The 17230-nt window shown below is 63.0% G+C and carries 16 protein-coding genes; 12 read left to right on the plus strand and 4 right to left on the minus strand.

The window, feature by feature from the left end; all coding sequences use genetic code 11:
* The first annotated feature begins 100 nt into the window (after positions 1 to 100).
* The 4 genes from KVX96_RS00930 (at position 101) to KVX96_RS00945 (ending at position 3240) form a co-directional block, all read left to right on the plus strand.
* Positions 101 to 1267, plus strand: a complete 1167-nt coding sequence (locus tag KVX96_RS00930) for an O-antigen ligase family protein (RefSeq protein ID WP_261195352.1) — start codon at positions 101 to 103, stop codon at positions 1265 to 1267.
* Positions 1268 to 1696: 429 nt separating this feature from the next.
* The gene (locus KVX96_RS00935; RefSeq protein WP_261192047.1) at positions 1697 to 2377 is read left to right on the plus strand and encodes a sugar transferase; all 681 of its coding nucleotides are present in this window, start codon (positions 1697 to 1699) and stop codon (positions 2375 to 2377) included.
* A gap of 282 nt (positions 2378 to 2659) precedes the next feature.
* On the plus strand, positions 2660 to 2962 hold the full coding sequence (locus tag KVX96_RS00940) for a hypothetical protein (RefSeq protein WP_261192048.1): 303 nt from the start codon (positions 2660 to 2662) through the stop codon (positions 2960 to 2962).
* Positions 2963 to 2994: 32 nt separating this feature from the next.
* The gene (locus KVX96_RS00945; protein ID WP_261192049.1) at positions 2995 to 3240 is read left to right on the plus strand and encodes a hypothetical protein; all 246 of its coding nucleotides are present in this window, start codon (positions 2995 to 2997) and stop codon (positions 3238 to 3240) included.
* Between the two features lie 18 nt (positions 3241 to 3258).
* Here the strand turns inward: KVX96_RS00945 and KVX96_RS00950 are convergent, their stop codons facing one another.
* Positions 3259 to 3480, minus strand: coding sequence for a hypothetical protein (locus tag KVX96_RS00950; protein WP_261192050.1), 222 nt, complete (start codon positions 3478 to 3480; stop codon positions 3259 to 3261).
* Between the two features lie 99 nt (positions 3481 to 3579).
* Between KVX96_RS00950 and KVX96_RS00955 the strand changes: the two genes are divergently transcribed.
* Positions 3580 to 4476 (plus strand): LysR family transcriptional regulator, encoded by an 897-nt coding sequence (locus tag KVX96_RS00955; protein ID WP_261192051.1) that lies wholly within the window; start codon positions 3580 to 3582, stop codon positions 4474 to 4476.
* Between the two features lie 60 nt (positions 4477 to 4536).
* Here the strand turns inward: KVX96_RS00955 and katG are convergent, their stop codons facing one another.
* The gene (gene katG, locus KVX96_RS00960; protein WP_261192052.1) at positions 4537 to 6711 is read right to left on the minus strand and encodes a catalase/peroxidase HPI; all 2175 of its coding nucleotides are present in this window, start codon (positions 6709 to 6711) and stop codon (positions 4537 to 4539) included.
* Positions 6712 to 6856: 145 nt separating this feature from the next.
* On the opposite strand from katG, the gene KVX96_RS00965 reads away from it, so the two are divergent.
* From KVX96_RS00965 to KVX96_RS00985, 5 genes are all read left to right on the plus strand, one after another.
* On the plus strand, positions 6857 to 7765 hold the full coding sequence (locus tag KVX96_RS00965; RefSeq protein WP_261192053.1) for a hydrogen peroxide-inducible genes activator: 909 nt from the start codon (positions 6857 to 6859) through the stop codon (positions 7763 to 7765).
* A gap of 56 nt (positions 7766 to 7821) precedes the next feature.
* Positions 7822 to 9165: a glycosyltransferase gene (locus KVX96_RS00970; protein ID WP_261192054.1), complete on the plus strand. Its 1344-nt coding sequence runs from the start codon at positions 7822 to 7824 to the stop codon at positions 9163 to 9165.
* 61 nt (positions 9166 to 9226) lie between these two features.
* Positions 9227 to 10432, plus strand: a complete 1206-nt coding sequence (locus KVX96_RS00975) for an NAD(P)/FAD-dependent oxidoreductase (RefSeq protein WP_261192055.1) — start codon at positions 9227 to 9229, stop codon at positions 10430 to 10432.
* Positions 10433 to 10589: 157 nt separating this feature from the next.
* Positions 10590 to 12176, plus strand: coding sequence for a GMC family oxidoreductase (locus KVX96_RS00980; RefSeq protein ID WP_261192056.1), 1587 nt, complete (start codon positions 10590 to 10592; stop codon positions 12174 to 12176).
* A 63-nt stretch (positions 12177 to 12239) separates the two neighbouring features.
* On the plus strand, positions 12240 to 13082 hold the full coding sequence (locus KVX96_RS00985) for an aminoglycoside phosphotransferase family protein (protein ID WP_261192057.1): 843 nt from the start codon (positions 12240 to 12242) through the stop codon (positions 13080 to 13082).
* Here the strand turns inward: KVX96_RS00985 and ubiB are convergent.
* The gene (ubiB, locus tag KVX96_RS00990) at positions 13071 to 14603 is read right to left on the minus strand and encodes a 2-polyprenylphenol 6-hydroxylase (protein ID WP_261192058.1); all 1533 of its coding nucleotides are present in this window, start codon (positions 14601 to 14603) and stop codon (positions 13071 to 13073) included. The genes KVX96_RS00985 and ubiB overlap by 12 nt on opposite strands.
* Before the next feature lie 3 nt (positions 14604 to 14606).
* Positions 14607 to 15353, minus strand: coding sequence for a bifunctional demethylmenaquinone methyltransferase/2-methoxy-6-polyprenyl-1,4-benzoquinol methylase UbiE (gene ubiE / locus KVX96_RS00995; protein WP_261192059.1), 747 nt, complete (start codon positions 15351 to 15353; stop codon positions 14607 to 14609).
* Between the two features lie 94 nt (positions 15354 to 15447).
* Here ubiE and mutM point away from each other — a divergent pair, with 94 nt between their 5' ends.
* Together mutM and KVX96_RS01005 are read left to right on the plus strand one after the other, a co-directional pair.
* Positions 15448 to 16299 (plus strand): bifunctional DNA-formamidopyrimidine glycosylase/DNA-(apurinic or apyrimidinic site) lyase, encoded by an 852-nt coding sequence (gene mutM, locus KVX96_RS01000; RefSeq protein ID WP_261192060.1) that lies wholly within the window; start codon positions 15448 to 15450, stop codon positions 16297 to 16299.
* A gap of 63 nt (positions 16300 to 16362) precedes the next feature.
* A complete protein-coding gene (locus KVX96_RS01005) occupies positions 16363 to 17139 on the plus strand; it encodes an enoyl-CoA hydratase (RefSeq protein WP_261192061.1) in 777 nt (258 codons plus the stop codon).
* The last annotated feature ends 91 nt before the right edge of the window (positions 17140 to 17230 follow it).

Below are 17230 nucleotides of genomic sequence, written 5' to 3' on the forward strand. Positions count from 1 at the left end.
GCAAGCTGCCACATATCTGCTGATACCTGTCAGCCTTGCCCTTCTCGCCCCAAGGCTGCGCGCCTTCGGAGACGACAGGCTTTCCAAACTTGTGATCCTGATGATCTGGGGGCGGTTCGCGCTGTCATCGATGGGGGAAATCGCCGTTCGGACGAGTATTGCGGGCTTCTCGGTGATTGCGCTGGGCACCATTGCCATTACCGCCATCGGCCTGCTTGCCATGCCGCTTCGCCTGTTCGGGCGCCCGGCGATAAAGCCGTTTTACCTTATCGCTGCCTTTGGAGCCCTCAGCGGTTTGTTGAATGGGGCATATGTTGCGCTTGTGATTTTTCTGGTGACATGGTGCTACTTCGTGGCATGTGCCCTGCTCCTTGTACGGGCGTTTGAGCAGCACGGCAGCAAGGTCGTGCTACGCTGTCTTCTCTGGGCTTTCCTGCTTCCGCTGGGAAGCCAGGCGTTGTCCGTGGCTTTGGGCGCGCCCAAAGTGGGCCCTGACGGATCGCTGAGTTACATCGGCACCTACGGCCACGAGTCTGTCTTTACCTTGGTCACTATGGCGGCAACGCTAGGGGTTGTCCTTAACCCCTGGCGAAGGCCGCGCACAGGCTTCTTTGGTCTTGGGATCATGATCGCGAGCCTGCTTCTGGCCAACTATCGGACGATGATTATCGCCGCCGCGCCCCTGTTCATTGCTCCGATTGTTCAGGTCATCAAGCCGGGAAGGCATGCTCTGGGGCGCGTCGCTGTCCTCGTGGTTGTTCTGATCGTCGTGATACCGGAGATCGCGCCTCGCCTGATTGGTGACAGGTTCGATGAAATCGGAACTCTTTCCAGCGGCGAGACGGACTTGCTCAAACCGCCGGAGGACTTCACAGCCCGCGAAAAGGACGTTCTCTCGGCGCGCGCCTATATCTGGTCTTCCTATTTTTATGGTTCGGCGCGGACCGAACCGGTTCAGCGTCTGATCGGCCACGGGCCGGACTCGCGTGCGCCCGAATTGACTGTCCATGCCCATAATGAATTCCTGCGGATCCTGTTCGAGTTTGGCCTGCTGGGACTTCTCTTGTGGCTCGCTGTTTTCGCCCTCCAGATCGTCAAGGTTCTGGATGTGGACCCTCCGCACCTGCGCCTCGCCTTGCTGGCCGGCTACGCCTCGCTTTTCCTCGGCGCAATGGGAACGGCGTATTTCAACCGCCCGGAAGGCATGATCTTCCTCGCAATCCTCTGTGCCTCAACATGGTATTACTCCAGCCCGCGTCGGGCTTAGGTCCCAACAAACCGGCGTTCACGCTCATGATTCGCTGCGATGGGCGGACACGCTTTGGACACAATCCTGCCACTTTTGAGGGTGTCGTCGCCTAATATGCAAGCAGCGCCGGCTTGGCGTGCTGAGCGCAATTCGGCTTGATTGAACGTGATTTTCGCAACGAATTATCAGAACAAACCGGACTGTTTCCCCTGTGGATGCAATGCGCACGCCCGCGGGGGCTCAGGTGCGGAGATCCGTCTGATACACATCAGAAAATTTGAATAATGTTTGGTGCAATGTCGTTCATCTGGTAAGAATTGTGACATATTTGTGGCGAAGTGATGACGTTGCTGCGAAGGGCTGAACGAAGTTGGGCGTTCGGTTCTGTCATCCTTCAAAACCTTTGAGCTGCATACCACTCAGTTCTGCTGGAGGGGGCACGGACTAATGAGTTTCCAGGATTGGAACGAAGAACAATTGCGCGGCGGCGCAGGACTAGACATTGTCGTCGCTTGGGACTTTGAGCAATACAATCGCTTTGGCAAGCGGATCCTTGACCTATGCGTTGTGCTGCTAGTGACGCCCTTCATCGTGCCGGTCATTCTTGTTTCGGCATGTCTGATCGGGCTCGACGGCTCCAATCCGTTCTACGTTCAGGAAAGGGTTGGACGAGGCAACCGCATCTTCAGAATGTGGAAACTTCGGACCATGGTGCCTGATGCGAAACGGAGGCTTGAGGAGGTTCTTGAGCGGGATCCCGACGCCAGGACCGAATGGGACTCCACCCAAAAGCTCAAGTGCGACCCTCGAACGACATCTCTCGGCCGGTTCATCCGTAGGTTCTCGATCGACGAGTTGCCCCAGATCTGGAATGTTGTTCTGGGTGATATGAGCGTGGTTGGACCGCGGCCGATGATGCCAGAACAGCGCTCCTTGTATCCCGGAAAAGCATACTTCAGCCTGCGTCCGGGCATGACGGGCCTTTGGCAGGTGTCAGATCGCAACAAAACCACTTTCGCAGCGCGCTCGGATTACGATCTTGCATATGCAAACGATCTTTCCATTACGCAGGATCTTCTGATCATTCTGCGGACCGCAAGGGTCGTCTTGAAAGGGACGGGCTACTAACGTCCATTTTCTTCTTGACGGTAAAGCGCCCGCGACGGGCAAGCATGTGCGCGGCGCGTTTGAGTGCACTCACTGAAACTCCCGCCTTCACGAAGTTGTTCTCTATTACAGCATGGAGCGCGTAGATCGGTGCTTTGCCCCACGGTGTTTGGAAGCGAAGCGCGTCCAGTGGGGGGCACGCCTTCGAGTCCATTAGCACGCTTTGTAGATCAGGTTTGGTGCACTACACTGGCGAGGTAACTCTTTAGGTTGTTAAATTTTTTCGTAGAAGAAGGATCCGCCATGACCACCTTTCGATTGATCCCCCTCGCTTTTATGCCCGCCATCGCAGCGCTGTCCGCCTGTGTGGAAGAGTCTTCCAATGCGAGCGCCGGCGTTCCGACAGCCGCCGAGCAAGTCTGCCTGCGCGATGTGACCGCCACGACGAACAATCCGGATGTCGTGCTTCTGGGCTCTGAATTCTCTGAGGCAGGTACGTTGGTGCGAGTGGGTGTCGGCCCGGATCGCGCGCCGTGGCAGTGCATCGCCTATTCCGATGGCACGACGGCCGGGATCGAGTTCCTCGGCAATGAGGGCACGCTCTAAGCTGCGGCGCGGGGTGTGACCTGATGTGCCGGATGGTGACACTGGCGTTTGGGCTGTTCTACGTGGCAGCGCTGTTCGTCTTTCTCGTCGGAACATTCGGCTGGTTCGGGCAGGCGCAGGATCCCTTGTCTGGCGTGTACCTGCTGCCACTCGGCCTGCCGTGGGTGGCTCTGGGCAACATGGTGCCGGAGGGCGGGAAGGCCTTCTTTGCGGCGGCCGCGCCAGCTATAAACCTTTCCCTCCTGATCTTGCTCTGCCGCGTCCTGAAGCGCAGGTAGGTCTCGTTTCACAGGATCTTAGAGGTGAGATGGATAGTGCAGCATCAAGGTCTGCACATCATATTCGCTCGAAAAGGCATCGGGGTTTTCAAGCAGTGTCTCCTGAACAAAGCGGTGGCGCTCCCGGTCTTCGATTGGGGGAGTGGGATCCGAAATCCTCGCCCAGCACGTGGCAGCATGGCGCAGCACAGCGGTGATGTGGCGGGTGGGGCTTAGGGGAAGAATATCGGTTTGTGCCATGGTCGTGAACCTTCTTCGGATCGGTGATCAGGTGCCGACAGGTTACCCGGCGCATGGGTTTCTGTGGTATCCATGGCCATGTTGTGCGGTTCTACATAAATGAAGAGCGTTTTTCGAAACTGGTCCGACATTCCGATCTTCCTCTCGGTCATGCGGCTTGGCTCGACCTTGGCGGCGGCCCGCGCGTTGGGCATGGCGCAGCCAACTGTTGCGCGGCGCATTGAAGCGCTGGAGCAATCCCTCGGCCTGACGCTTTTTGACCGTGACACGCGCGGAAGCCATCCCACCGCCGCCGCCAAGGCGCTACTGCCAGCAGCCGAGGCGATCGAGGCTCAGGCTCAGGCTTTCGCGCGCCTTGCCGCCGACCAGAACCTGGCACAGCCGATCCGGATCACAGGGTTTTCTGCAAATCTGCAGGACAGCACGAGCGAGATCTTTAGTGGGTTTTCACAGCGGCACCCGGACATCGCGTTCGAGTTCCTGCCAGCTGTCCGGGTGCTGGACCTTGCGGCCGGAGAAGCGGATATCGCGCTCAGGATCTGCTGGACACCACCGGACGACGCGCTGATCTGCCGTCATATCAGCGATGCAAAATTCACCCTCTTTGGCAGCCCCGATTATGCTGCGAAACACGGCCTGCCAAAGAGACCTGAAGAGTTGAAGGATCACATCGTTTTCGGTTTCCACAGGGATGATATCCGCCCGGTCACGCATGACTGGCTGGCCAGCTACATGCCGGAAGGGAGGCTTTCGCGCCGGTTTAGCGAAATCACGGTCTTGGATGCGGCAGTTCGGGCTGGCCAAGGGTTGGGGATCATCAACCTGCGCCTTGCGGAAAAGGACGAGCGCGCCGGCCGCTTGATCCGATGCTTTGAGCCACCGGAAGCGCTTTGTGCACCTCATCTCGTCCTGATTGCGCCGCAGGCCTATCGCCGCCCCGAAGTGCGCAGCTTTTTGCGGTATTTCATTCCGCGCTACGCTGCCTTGTTCAAATAAAGAAGCCCGGCGCAAACCGGGCTTCCTTTGAGTGTATATGTCTTGTGTCGGCCAGAAGGCTCAGACGAGGTCGAAGCGGTCCGCGTCCATCACCTTGGCCCAGGCTTTCACGAAATCGGCGACGAACTTCGCTTCATTGTCGTCCTGCGCGTAGACTTCCGCATAGGCCCGCAGCACGGAGTTGGAGCCGAACACCAGATCCACGCGGGTGGCGATGTATTTCACCGAGTCATCCTTGCGCGACCGGATCTCGTAGGTTCCGCCTTCCACCGGCACCCAGCGATAGGACATATCGGTGAGCGTGGTGAAGAAGTCCGGCGTCAGCGCGCCTTCGCGATCGGTGAAGACGCCGTGCTTGCTGCCGCCGTGGTTTGCACCGATGGCACGCAGGCCACCAACGAGCACCGTCATCTCGGCCCCGGTCAGGCCCAGAAGTTGAGCGCGGTCCAGTAGCAATTCCTCCGGCGTTACCACGTAGTCGGCTTTCTCCCAGTTGCGGAAACCATCGGCCAGCGGTTCCAGCGGTGCGAAGGAGTCGACATCCGTCTGCTCCTGCGTCGCGTCACCCCGGCCCGGGGAGAAGGGTACGGCAATGTCGTGGCCAGCCGCCTTGGCGGCCTGTTCGATGCCCAGGCAGCCGGCGAGCACGATCACATCGGCCACGGAGGCACCGGTTTCTGCGGCGATCGGCTCCAGCTTCTCCAGCACGCGGGCGAGGCGGGCGGGCTCATTGCCCTCCCAGTCCTTTTGCGGGGCTAGCCGCAGGCGCGCGCCATTGGCACCGCCGCGCATGTCGGAGCCGCGGAAGGTGCGGGCGGAATCCCATGCAGTGGCGACCATATCCGCCACCGAAAGCCCGGAGGCGGCGATCTTGCTCTTCACCTCGGCGACCACGTAATCGCTGTTTCCGGCCGGAATAGGGTCTTGCCAGATCAGATCTTCCTGCGGCACTTCCGGGCCAATCCAGCGGGCTTTCGGGCCCATGTCGCGGTGGGTGAGCTTGAACCAAGCCTTGGCGAAGGTTTCGGAGAAGTAGTCCGGATCCGCCATGAATTTCTCGCAGATGGCGCGGTAGGCGGGATCCACCTTCATCGCCATATCGGCGTCCGTCATGATCGGCGTCGTCTTGATCGCGGCATCTTCCACGTCTGCCGGCTTGTCGGCCTCCTCGATAGACACCGGCTCCCATTGCCAGGCACCTGCGGGGGATTTGCGCAGTTCCCACTCATGGCCGAAGAGCATCTCGAAGTAGCCCATGTCCCATTTGGTGGGGTTCGCCGTCCAGGCACCCTCGATGCCGGAGACAACCTGATCGCGGCCAATGCCACGGCCTTTCGTGGGCATCCAGCCAAGGCCCTGATCGGTCAGGTCCGCGCCTTCGGGTTCCGGGCTCAGATCGGCGGCGGAGCCGTTGCCGTGCGCCTTGCCGATGGTGTGGCCGCCTGCGGTGAGCGCGGCGGTTTCCTCGTCGTTCATCGCCATGCGGGCGAAGGTCTCGCGGATCTGCTCGGCGGTCTTCGCCGGGTCCGGCTGGCCGTTCACCCCTTCCGGGTTCACGTAAATCAGGCCCATCTGCACGGCGGCGAGGGGGTTTTCCATCGTGTTCGGCTTGGCCACGTCGCCGTAGCGCGTGCCCGAGGGGGCGAGCCATTCTTTCTCGCTGCCCCAGTACACATCCTTCTCCGGATGCCAGATATCTTCGCGGCCGAAGGCAAAGCCATAGGTTTTCAGCCCGGCTTCCTCATATGCGACATTGCCGGCAAGGATCATCAGGTCGGCCCAGCTGATCTTGTTGCCGTATTTCTTCTTGATCGGCCACAACAAGCGACGGCCCTTGTCGGTGTTGGCGTTGTCCGGCCAGGAGTTCAGCGGCGCAAAGCGCTGGTTGCCGGTGCCGGCCCCGCCGCGCCCATCGGCGAGACGATAGGAGCCTGCCGCGTGCCAGGCGACGCGGGCGAACATGCCCACGTAGCTGCCCCAGTCTGCCGGCCACCAATCCTGGCTGTCCGTCATGAGGGCGCGCAGATCGGCTTTCAGGGCCTCAACGTCGAGCGATTTCAGCGCCTCGCGGTAGTTGAACTCCCCGCCCATCGGGTTCGTCTTGCTGTCCTGCTGGTGCAGGATGTCGAGGTTCAGGGATTTGGGCCACCATTCGACAACAGATGTGCCGCTTTCGGTCAGGCCCCCGTGATGGATGGGGCATTTGCCACCGGTGTTCACGTTGTTTCCGTCCATGCTGGCTCTCCTCGCTTGAGCGGCGCACGTGGCGCCGAATAACACGCGGCCCGCGCGAATCCGCGTGGCCGTTGATGAGAGGAAGGTAGCAGTTTTTAGAATTAATATAATTTGTATTTTCTAATCGCGCCGATTAGATGAGCTTATGATCAATCTCACCATGAAACACCTGCGCTATTTCGAGGCGCTCTCCCGCCATGGCCACTTCGGGCGCGCCGCGGAATCTTGCGCAATCACCCAGCCCGCGCTTTCGGTGCAGATGAAAGAGCTTGAGGCCCTGCTCGGTGCGCCACTGATCGAGCGCAATGCGCGGCAGATCCGGCTCACGAGCCTAGGCGAGGAGTTGGCGGTGCGGGCGCGCAAGATCCTTGGCGACGTGGAGGAAATCGCCGATCTCGCGCGCACTGTTCATGCGCCGCTGGCTGGCCGTTTGCGGCTTGGCGTGATCCCCACGATCGCGCCCTACCTGCTGCCCCGGCTGATCACCGGGCTGACCCAAGCCTATCCGAACCTCGATCTTCAACCGCGCGAATCCGTCACCCGCACGCTGCTGGCCGATCTTGCCGACGGGCGGCTGGACCTAGCCATCGTCGCCCTTCCCGTGAGCGAACCTGCCCTGCATGAAGAGCCGCTGTTTGACGAGGAGTTCGTGCTCGTTCGCCCGGGAAGCGACGCCGGGAAGCCCGTGCCGCGCCCCGAGCATTTGCGCGAAATGCGGCTTCTTCTGCTGGAAGAGGGTCACTGTTTCCGCGATCAGGCGCTCACCTTCTGCGATATTCCCGACACGCCTGCCCGTGCCCTGATGCAGGGCAGCTCGCTCGCCACGCTGGTGCAAATGGTTGGGGCCGGGATCGGCGTGACGCTGATCCCCGAGATGGCCGTGGCGGTGGAGGCTGGCAATGCGCCAGTGGATGTCGTCCGCTTGCCTGCGCCCCAGCCCAAGCGTACCATCGGCATGGTCTGGCGGCGCTCCTCGCCGCTGGCCGAGAGCTTCGGGCTGATCGCGGATCAGCTGCGCGAACAGGCACAAGCGCTGGCTTGGCGCGGCAGTTAGGGCACAACGCTGCGGGCAAGGGCGGGGTGCCATTGACGCCGCGCCTGCCTGCGGGGATGCTTTGGCCCATTGAAACGCTTCTTTTCCAGCCGCAGGGGGCATCGGTGCAGCCGGGCACAACAGATCATTTCTTGCTCGCCACCATCGGCTCTGCCGGGGATGTCTTTCCGTTCATGGAGCTGGGCCGGGCGCTGCAGGCGCGGGGCCATCGCGTCACCCTGATGACAACGCCGCTTCTCGCCGAAATGGTCGCCGAACATGGCCTCACCTTCGCACCTTTCGGCGATCTGGAGCAGCTGCGCGGCGCGGCGAAGGATCCCAAGATCCACGGCGAGGCCAGCGGTCCTGCCGCCTTCTGGGATCGCATGATAGCGCCCAATCTTCTGGCGTTGCGTCGGTGGGTGGAAGCCCTGCCGGAAGGCGAAACGCCCGTGATCGTCAGCCACACGCTGCTCGTTCCGGCCGCCGCGCTGGCGCGCACCGCCGGTCGGCCCGTGCGGATCGTGAACCCGATCCTTCAGCCCGGCTTCATCCGCTCCGCCCTGACCCGCCAGACCTTCGGCGTACCCCGGCTTGGCCCCGTCACCTTCGGGCGCTGGATGCTGCCCGTGGTACGGCGCTGGCTGACGCAGAAGGGCGAGGACAGGATCATCAACGGCCCGATACTCCCCACGCTCAACGCGACGCGGCATGAAGCCGGGCTGCCGCCTGTCGCTTCCTTCTTCGGGCATATCCAAGAGGCGGCGGATCTTTACATGCCGCTCTTTCCCGAGTGGTACGCCGCCCCGCAAGCCGATTGGCCCGCGCCGCGCGTGCAGGGAGATTTCATCTTCTACAAGGCGCTGCAGAGCCAACAGGTCAGCCCGGAACTGGCCACCTTTCTGGACAGCGGCCCGCCGCCCGTCGTTTTTACAGCAGGCACCGGGAATTTTCAGGCAGAAAGGCTCTATTCTGCCGCAATCCCGGCCCTGCAGCGCCTTGGCCAACGTGCCGTCTTCCTGACCCACGTGCGCCATCAGCTGCCCGATCCCCTGCCCGAGGGCATGCTCTGGCAGCCCTATGCACCCTTTGACCAGATCCTGCCGCGCGCCGCCGCCCTTGTGCAGCACGGCGGTATCGGCACCACCGCCGAGGCCCTGCGCGCCGGTGTGCCGCAACTCGCCACGCCCTTCGGCTACGACCAATATGACAACGCCCGCCACATCCGTGAGCTGGGAGCCGGGCGCTCTGTGCCGTTCCAGCACTTGACCGAGGCGAAATTCGAAGCCGCGCTGGCCGATCTGCTGAAGCCTGCCGCGCTCAAGGCCGCCAAAGCCACCGCCGCGCGGTTCAAAGCCGGGCCGGATGCTGCAGAGATCGCCGACCGGCTGCTGAGCGCCCTTGCCCAGATGCCCGCTTGACGCGGCGCCGGCTGACGGCCAGAGGCTGGTGCAAGGCGTTCACCTGCTGTAGCAGGGCGCCATGAGCGAAACGTCCTTTGATACAGTGATCCTTGGCGCTGGCGCGGCTGGCATGATGTGCGCGGCCCATGCGGCGGCGCAGGGCGGGCGCGTTTTGGTGGTGGATCATGCGAAAGCCGCCGGGGAGAAAATCCGCATTTCCGGTGGCGGGCGCTGCAATTTCACCAACATGCATTGCGGTCCGCATGCCTTCCTCTCGCAGAACCCGCATTTCGCCAAATCCGCGCTCAAGCGCTACACGCAATGGGATTTCATCGACCTCGTCGCGCGCCACGGCATCGCTTATCACGAAAAGACCCTCGGCCAGCTGTTTTGCGATGACTCCGCCAAGCAGATCATCGCCATGCTGCTGGATGAAATGGCGAAAGCCGGCGCATCTCTGGCCTTGCAGACCTCGGCAAAAGCGATCACGAAAATTGAAAGCGGCTTCCGGCTGGAGCTGGAGGGCGCGCGGGCAGGTCATGTGACGGCGCGAAACCTCGTGATCGCGACCGGGGGCAAATCCATCCCCAAGATGGGCGCGACGGGGTTTGGCTATCGTGTGGCCGAGCAATTCGGCCTACCGCTCACCGAAACCCGCGCCGGGCTCGTCCCGCTGACCTTTGCCGAGGATCTGAAGGCCGGTTTTGCCGAGATCGCGGGCGTCGCCTGCGAAGCAGAAGTGGCCAGCGGCGGCACCGCCTTCCGCGAGGCGCTCCTGTTCACACACCGGGGTCTCTCTGGCCCGTCGATCCTGCAGGTCTCCTCCTACTGGCAGGAGGGTGAAGAGATCGAGGTGAACTTGCTGCCGGGGCGGGATGCTTTTGCCGAACTGCGCGCAAAGCGGCAGGAGAACGGGCGGCGCGATGCAGCGGGGGTTCTGGCGGACCTGCTGCCGAAGCGCTTGGCGGCACAACAGGCTCTAACTCTGCAGGTTTCGGGCAATATTGCCGATCAATCCGACAAATCCCTGCGGGTCATCGCTGATCACCTGCACCACTGGCGGCTCAAGCCCATCGGCACCGAGGGCTACCGCACAGCTGAGGTGACGCTCGGCGGCGTGGACACGGATGCGCTCAGCGCCAAGACGATGGAAGCGCGCCACGTGCCGGGGCTCTTCTTTATCGGTGAAATGGTGGATGTGACGGGCTGGCTTGGCGGCTACAACTTCCAATGGGCCTGGTCCTCGGGCTGGGCCGCCGGGACAGAGATCGCCAGCCGCGCCTAAGCGCAATCACTCTTGCCCGACATAATGTCGGGCAGCCCCCAACCATCCCCATCGGGCAGCCCCCGACCGCCCCGATCGGGCGGTGGCTGCCCGATGTGCTCTCTTGCGCGTTGCAGGGAGGGGCGCGGACTCCTAGGCTCGGCCCTGGGAGGACGATATGGAATTTGACTATATCATCGTGGGCGCGGGTAGTGCGGGCTGCGTGCTGGCCAACCGGCTGAGCGAAAACGGCAAGCACCAGGTGCTGTTGCTGGAAGCCGGCGGCAAGGACACTTACCACTGGATCCATATCCCCATCGGCTACCTCTATTGCATCGGCAACCCGCGCACCGACTGGGGCTTTCGCACGGCGGAAGAGCCGGGGCTGAACGGGCGCAGCCTGATCTATCCGCGCGGGCGCGTGCTGGGCGGCTGTTCCTCGATCAATGGGATGCTCTACCTGCGCGGGCAGGCCGCCGACTATGACGGCTGGCGGCAGCTCGGCAACACCGGATGGGGGTGGGACGACGTGCTGCCCTATTTCAAGCGCAGCGAGGATTACGTGGGCGGCGCAAGCGACACCCACGGCGCGGGCGGGGAATGGCGGGTGGAGAACCAGCGTCTGAGCTGGGAGATCCTCGATGATTTCATGGCCGCCTGCGAGGCCGTCGGCCTGCCGCGCACGGAGGATTTCAACGGCGGGGACAATGAAGGCGTTGCCTATTTCAAGGTCAACCAGCGCAAGGGCTGGCGGTGGAATACGTCCAAAGCCTTCCTGCGGCCCGCGAAGGGGCGGCAGAACCTGAAGGTGGAAACCCACGCGCAGGCAGAGGGGCTGATTTTGGAAAACGGCCGCGCTGTCGGGGTACGCTACAGGCGGCAGGGCGAGGCCTGTGAGGCACGGGTGCGCGGTGAGGTGATCCTCGCCGCCGGTGCGATCGGGTCACCGCAGATTCTGCAGCTTTCGGGCATTGGGCCGGGGGAACTTCTGCAGGAGCATGGTGTCGACGTGGTGCAGGAAAACGCTGGAGTAGGGTCGAACTTGCAGGATCACCTGCAGATCCGCTGCGCTTATCGGGTTGAGAATGCTAAGACGCTCAACACGATGGCGGCAAGCCTCTGGGGGCAGGCGAAGATTGGGCTGGAATATGCGCTCAAACGCACCGGGCCGATGTCCATGGCGCCAAGCCAGTTGGGGGCCTTCGCGCGCTCCCGCCCCGATGTGGCGACGCCGGATCTGGAGTATCACGTGCAGCCGCTGTCGCTGGATGCTTTCGGTGAGCCGCTGCACCCGTTCGATGCGATCACCGCGAGTGTCTGTAACCTGCGGCCGGAAAGCCGGGGTCATGTGCAGATCACCTCGCGCGATCCGCTGGCCCACCCCGAGATCCGCCCCAATTATCTGAGCACTGAAGGTGACAAGCGCGTGGCGGCGGATTCCATCCGGCTCACACGGCGGATCATGGCGGCCGGGCCGATGGCGAAATACGCGCCGCAGGAATTCAAGCCAGCCGATCCGAGCGATACGGAGGCCGATCTGGTGCGCGCGGCGGGCGAGATCGGCACGACGATCTTTCATCCGGTGGGCACCGTGGCGATGGGGCCGGACGCACCGCTGGATGAGCGTCTGCGCCTGCGCGGGATTGCGGGGCTGCGGGTGGCCGATGCCTCCGTCATGCCGCGTATCACCTCGGGCAACACCAATTCGCCGACGATCATGATCGCCGAGAAAGCCAGCGACATGATCCTCGCCGATGCGCCCTGAACCTCCATTGGCAAGCCCGCTCGCAGCGTCTAGCGTGCCGCGACTTTGAACGGGGCGAATGACATGCAGGCAGAGGCCATTCTGCGCGCGGTACTGGAACGGCAGGGGCTGATCCCCGCGGCCACGCGCTGGGCGGTGCTGGCCGGAGGGCGCTCCAATGCGCTCTGGCGGGTGCAGGGCGGCGGCGTTGATCTGGTCTGTAAACTCTACCGGCCCGCGCGCGGCAACGCGCTGTTCCCGAATGAGGCCGAAGCGGAGGCGGTGGCACTGCAGGCGCTGGCGGGCACCGAGCTTGCGCCGCCCTTTCTTGGGAAAGCGGATAGCCCGCTCGGCGTGGTGATCCTCTACGGGTTTGTGCCGGGCACCCACGGCGAGGTTGCGCCGCAGGACGTGGCGCGCGCGCTCGGGCGGCTGCATGGGCTGCCGCAAAGGCCGGAGCTGCGCAGAACAGGCTCTGATCCGGCTGAAATCGCGAAAATGGGTCGTTTCTTTCTGGAGGGCAATCGTGAATCCCGATTGGCCGAGATGCTGCCAGAGGTGCCACCTCTTCCCCCCGCCAGCAGTTGCCTGATCCATGGCGATGCCGTGCCGGCCAACATCATCGCCTCGGACTCCGGGCCGGTGTTCATCGATTGGCAGTGCCCCGCGCTGGGCGATGCGGCGGAGGATCTGGCGATCTATCTTTCGCCAGCGATGCAGCAGATCTACGGCAGTGGGCCGCTCACGGAGGCGCAGCAAGCGGCGTTTCTGGCGGCCTACCCGGATGCGGAGACCGCCGCGCGCTACCGCGCCCTTGCGCCGCTGTTTCATTGGCGCATGGCGGCTTACTGCGATTGGAAGGCACGCAGGGGCGAGGCGGAATACGCCCGCGCCCGCGATCTGGAAATCGCCGCTTTAGAGGGCTGAGAGCAGCCAGACCCCCACCAGCGTGAGGCCGCTGCCCGCCAGCATCCACCCGGCGATCCGGCGGCGGGAGGGTGCAAGCCGCTTGGGTGGCGCATTGTGGCTTTGGGCCACCAGCGCAGCCTCGGCGAGGGCGGGCAGGCGGGGGCCGAAGCGGGCCAGAACGCGTGCTGTCTTCGCCAGATCGCTCGCCAGCGCCTTCGGGCCGATCGAGACCTTGATGTAATCTTCCACCACCGGCTGGGCGACTTCCCAGATGTTCACATGGGGCGACAGCGAGCGGCTCACGCCCTCCACCACCACCATCGTGCGTTGCAGCAGCAATAGCTCGGTGCGGGTTTCCATGCCGAAGCGCTCCGTCACCTCGAAGAGATAGGCAAGCAACCGCCCCATGGAGATATTGGAGGCATCCATGCCGAAAATAGGCTCTCCGACAGCCCGAAGCGCCAGCGCAAAGGCTTCGACATCCTGATCGGCGGGCACGTATCCGGCCTCGAAATGCACCTCGGCCACGCGGCGGTAATCGCGCTTGATGAAGCCATAAAGGATCTCGGCATAGACGCGGCGGGTGTATTCGTCGATCTGGCCCATGATGCCGAAATCATAGGCCACGATGGCCCCGTCCGGGCCGACCTTCAGGTTGCCCTGATGCATGTCGCCGTGGAAGAACCCGTCGCGCAGGGCGTGGCTCAGGAAAAGCTGCAGCACCCGTGCGCCCAGCGCGGCGCGGTCAAAGCCTTCCTTCTCCAGCAGCGCGTTGTCGCCGATGGGGGTGCCTTCCACCCAATCCATCGTCAGCACCGTCTTGTCGGTCAGATCCCAGCGCGGCGCGGCGACGCGGAAGCCTTCGTCCTTCTCGGTGTTGGACTGGAACTGCGAGGCCGAGGCCGCTTCGAGCCGCAGGTCCAACTCGCCCAGCACGACGCTTTCGAAATGCTCGATCACGGCATAGGGCTTCAGGCGGCGTGAGAAGGGGGCGAACAGCTCGATGGCGCCTGCGGCGAAATAGAAGGCGTCGATGTCGCGCTGGAAGGCCTTGCCGATGCCGGGGCGCAGTACTTTTACGGCCACGAACTCGCCCGTACGCTTCAGCCGCGCCTTGTGCACCTGCGCAATAGAGGCGGCGGCGACGGCATCGGAGAACTCTTCGAAGATCTCGTCGGGATCCTGCTCCAGCGCTTCCGCGATCTGCTTCTTGGCGATCTCGGTTGGGAAGGGCGGCAGCTTGTCCTGCAGCACGCGCAATTCGGTGGCCAGATCGTCGCCCACCACATCGGGGCGGGTCGAAAGGATCTGACCGAACTTGATGTAGGCCGGGCCCAGCGCGGTCAGCGCGCGGGTGATCGGCGGGCGGGAGGGATCGCCTTTGTCGCCCAGCCATTGCAGCGGCCATGCGATGCCGCGGTAGAGCCCGCGCAGCAGCGGCGGGGCCTCCATCGCGTCGAGCATGACGCTCATGGCACCCGTGCGCTCCAAGGTCGCGCCGGTGCGGATCAGGCGCCAGATGTTGTGAGGGCCGCGCATGGATCAGATCTTCCAGCCGGAATGCAGCGCCGCGATGCCCATTGTCAGGTTGCGGTATTTCACGTTGTCGAAACCGGCCGTGCGGATCATCGAAGCGAAGGTCTCCTGATCCGGGAAGTTGCGGATCGATTCCACCAGATACTGGTAGCTGTCACGATCATTGGCGATCACCTGCCCCATCACCGGGATCACGTTGAAGGAATAGAGATCGTAGGCCTTCTGCATCATGTCGTTGGGGATGTGGCTGAACTCCAGCACCATCAGCCGCCCGCCGGGCTTGAGCACGCGGTAGGCTTCCGCGAGCGCATCGGGAATGCGGGTGACGTTCCGGATGCCGAAGCTGATCGTGTAGACATCAAAGGTGTTGGCCTCAAACGGCAGCTGCATCGCATCGCCCACGACCCAATCAAGGCTGTCGGCCATCGCCCCGGCCTCTGCGCGTTTTGCGCCTTCCACCAGCATGGATTCCGTCATGTCCAGCACGGTCGCATGGGCGTATCCGGCGCGTTTGAGGAAGCGGAAGGAGATATCGCCGGTGCCCCCGGCCACGTCCAGCAGCTTCTGGCCCGCGCGCGGCGCGAGCCAATCCATCATCGCGTCTTTCCAGATGCGGTGGATGCCCATGCTCATGGCGTCGTTCATCACGTCGTATTTGCTGGCGACATTGGTGAAGACGCCGTGGACCATCCCGGCCTTCTCGGATTCGTTCACCGTCTGGAAGCCGAAGTGGGTGGTTTTTTCCTGGCTCATGCTGATGGGGCCTTGCCGTTCCTCTATGTCCTGCCCTTCTTATAGGGCCCACACCCGGCGTTACAATGCGCCCCTTTTGCCGCGAGGAGCCCCGATGCCCGAATTGCCAGAGGTCGAAACCGTCCGCCGCGGGCTGGCGCCGGTGATGGAGGGGCAGGTGATCGTGCGCGCCGATGTGCGCCGCCCGGATCTGCGGTGGCCCTTCCCGGACAATATGGCGCAGCGGCTGACCGGCGCGCGGGTGGAGCGGCTGCGGCGGCGCAGCAAATATATCCTTGCCGATCTCTCCACCGGGGAAACGCTGCTCATTCATCTGGGGATGTCGGGGCGGATGCAGGTTTCGGGGACATCGGTTGGCACCTTCGCCCACGAGATCGCGCCACTGGTAAAGCACGATCACGTGGTGCTCGACATGGAGAACGGCGCGCGGATCGCCTTTAACGATGCGCGGCGGTTCGGAGCGATGGATCTGATGGCGACGGGCCAGGAGGCCGCCCACAAGCTGATTGCAGCTCTCGGGCCTGAGCCGCTGGGCAATGGCTTTCACGCCGATTATCTGGCCGAGCGCTTTTCGGGAAAGAACACGCCCATAAAGGCGGCGCTGCTGGATCAGGGAATCGTGGCCGGGCTTGGCAATATTTACGTCTGTGAAGTCCTGCACCGGGTTGGCGTATCGCCGAAAAGAAAGGCAGGCAATCTGTCCCGACGCAAGATCGAGGCGCTGGTTCCGGCCGTGCGCGCGGTGCTTTCGGAGGCCATCGAGGCCGGTGGCTCCTCGCTGCGCGATCACCGCCAAGCCAATGGTGAGCTTGGATATTTTCAGCATACCTTCCGCGTTTACGGGCGCGAGGGCGCGCCCTGCGCAACGCCCGGTTGCGGCGGCACCGTAAAGCGAATCGTGCAGTCGGGGCGGTCGAGTTTCTATTGCCCGCAATGCCAAAGATAGCTTGATCCGGGGGGTCAGACTGGTAAGGAATCGGTTCTGACGAAACCAATCTGGCAGGATTTCATGGCCTTCGAGACATTGATTGTCGACATCAGCGACCATGTGGCGCTGATCACCCTGAACCGACCCGAAGCCCTCAACGCCCTCAATTCACACTTGCTCGGAGAGCTGGCGGACGCGCTGAAAGAGGCCGACGCCAACGACAAGGTGCGCTGCATCGTGCTGACCGGTTCGGAGAAGGCCTTCGCCGCCGGGGCCGACATCAAGGAGATGTCGGAGAAGAGCTTCGTGGAGATGTTCACCTCTGATTTCTTCGGGGCCGAAACAGAGCAACTGCTGAAAACGCGCAAACCGATCATCGCCGCCGTCTCCGGCTACGCGCTGGGCGGGGGTTGCGAGCTGGCGATGATGTGCGATTTCATCATCGCCTCGGACACCGCCAAGTTCGGCCAGCCCGAGATCAACCTCGGCGTCGTGGCCGGGATCGGTGGCACCCAGCGGTTGACACGCTTCGTGGGCAAGTCCAAATCCATGGACATGCATCTGACGGGCCGTTTCATGGATGCCGAGGAGGCCGAGCGGTCCGGGCTCGTCTCCCGCGTGGTGCCGGCCAAGAAGCTGATCGAAGAAGCGCTGGGCGCGGCCCAGAAGATCGCCGAGAAAAGCGCGCTGGCCACGGCGGTGGTGAAAGAGGCGGTGAACCGCTCCTACGAAACCACGCTGTCCGAAGGGCTGCTGTTTGAGCGCCGCATCTTCCACGCGCTCTTTGCGACAGAAGATCAGAAAGAGGGCATGAACGCCTTCCTTGAGAAGCGCGAACCTCAGTTCCGCGACAAGTAATAGGCAACCACCGGGCAGGGCTGCGTGGCACGCAGTGCTGCCCTGCGCGGCCCAAGGGCAATTCCTGTTTGCAATTGCCGGGGAATCCCCT

The organism is Pseudoruegeria sp. SHC-113, assembly GCF_025376885.1.
Lineage (GTDB): Bacteria > Pseudomonadota > Alphaproteobacteria > Rhodobacterales > Rhodobacteraceae > Pseudoruegeria.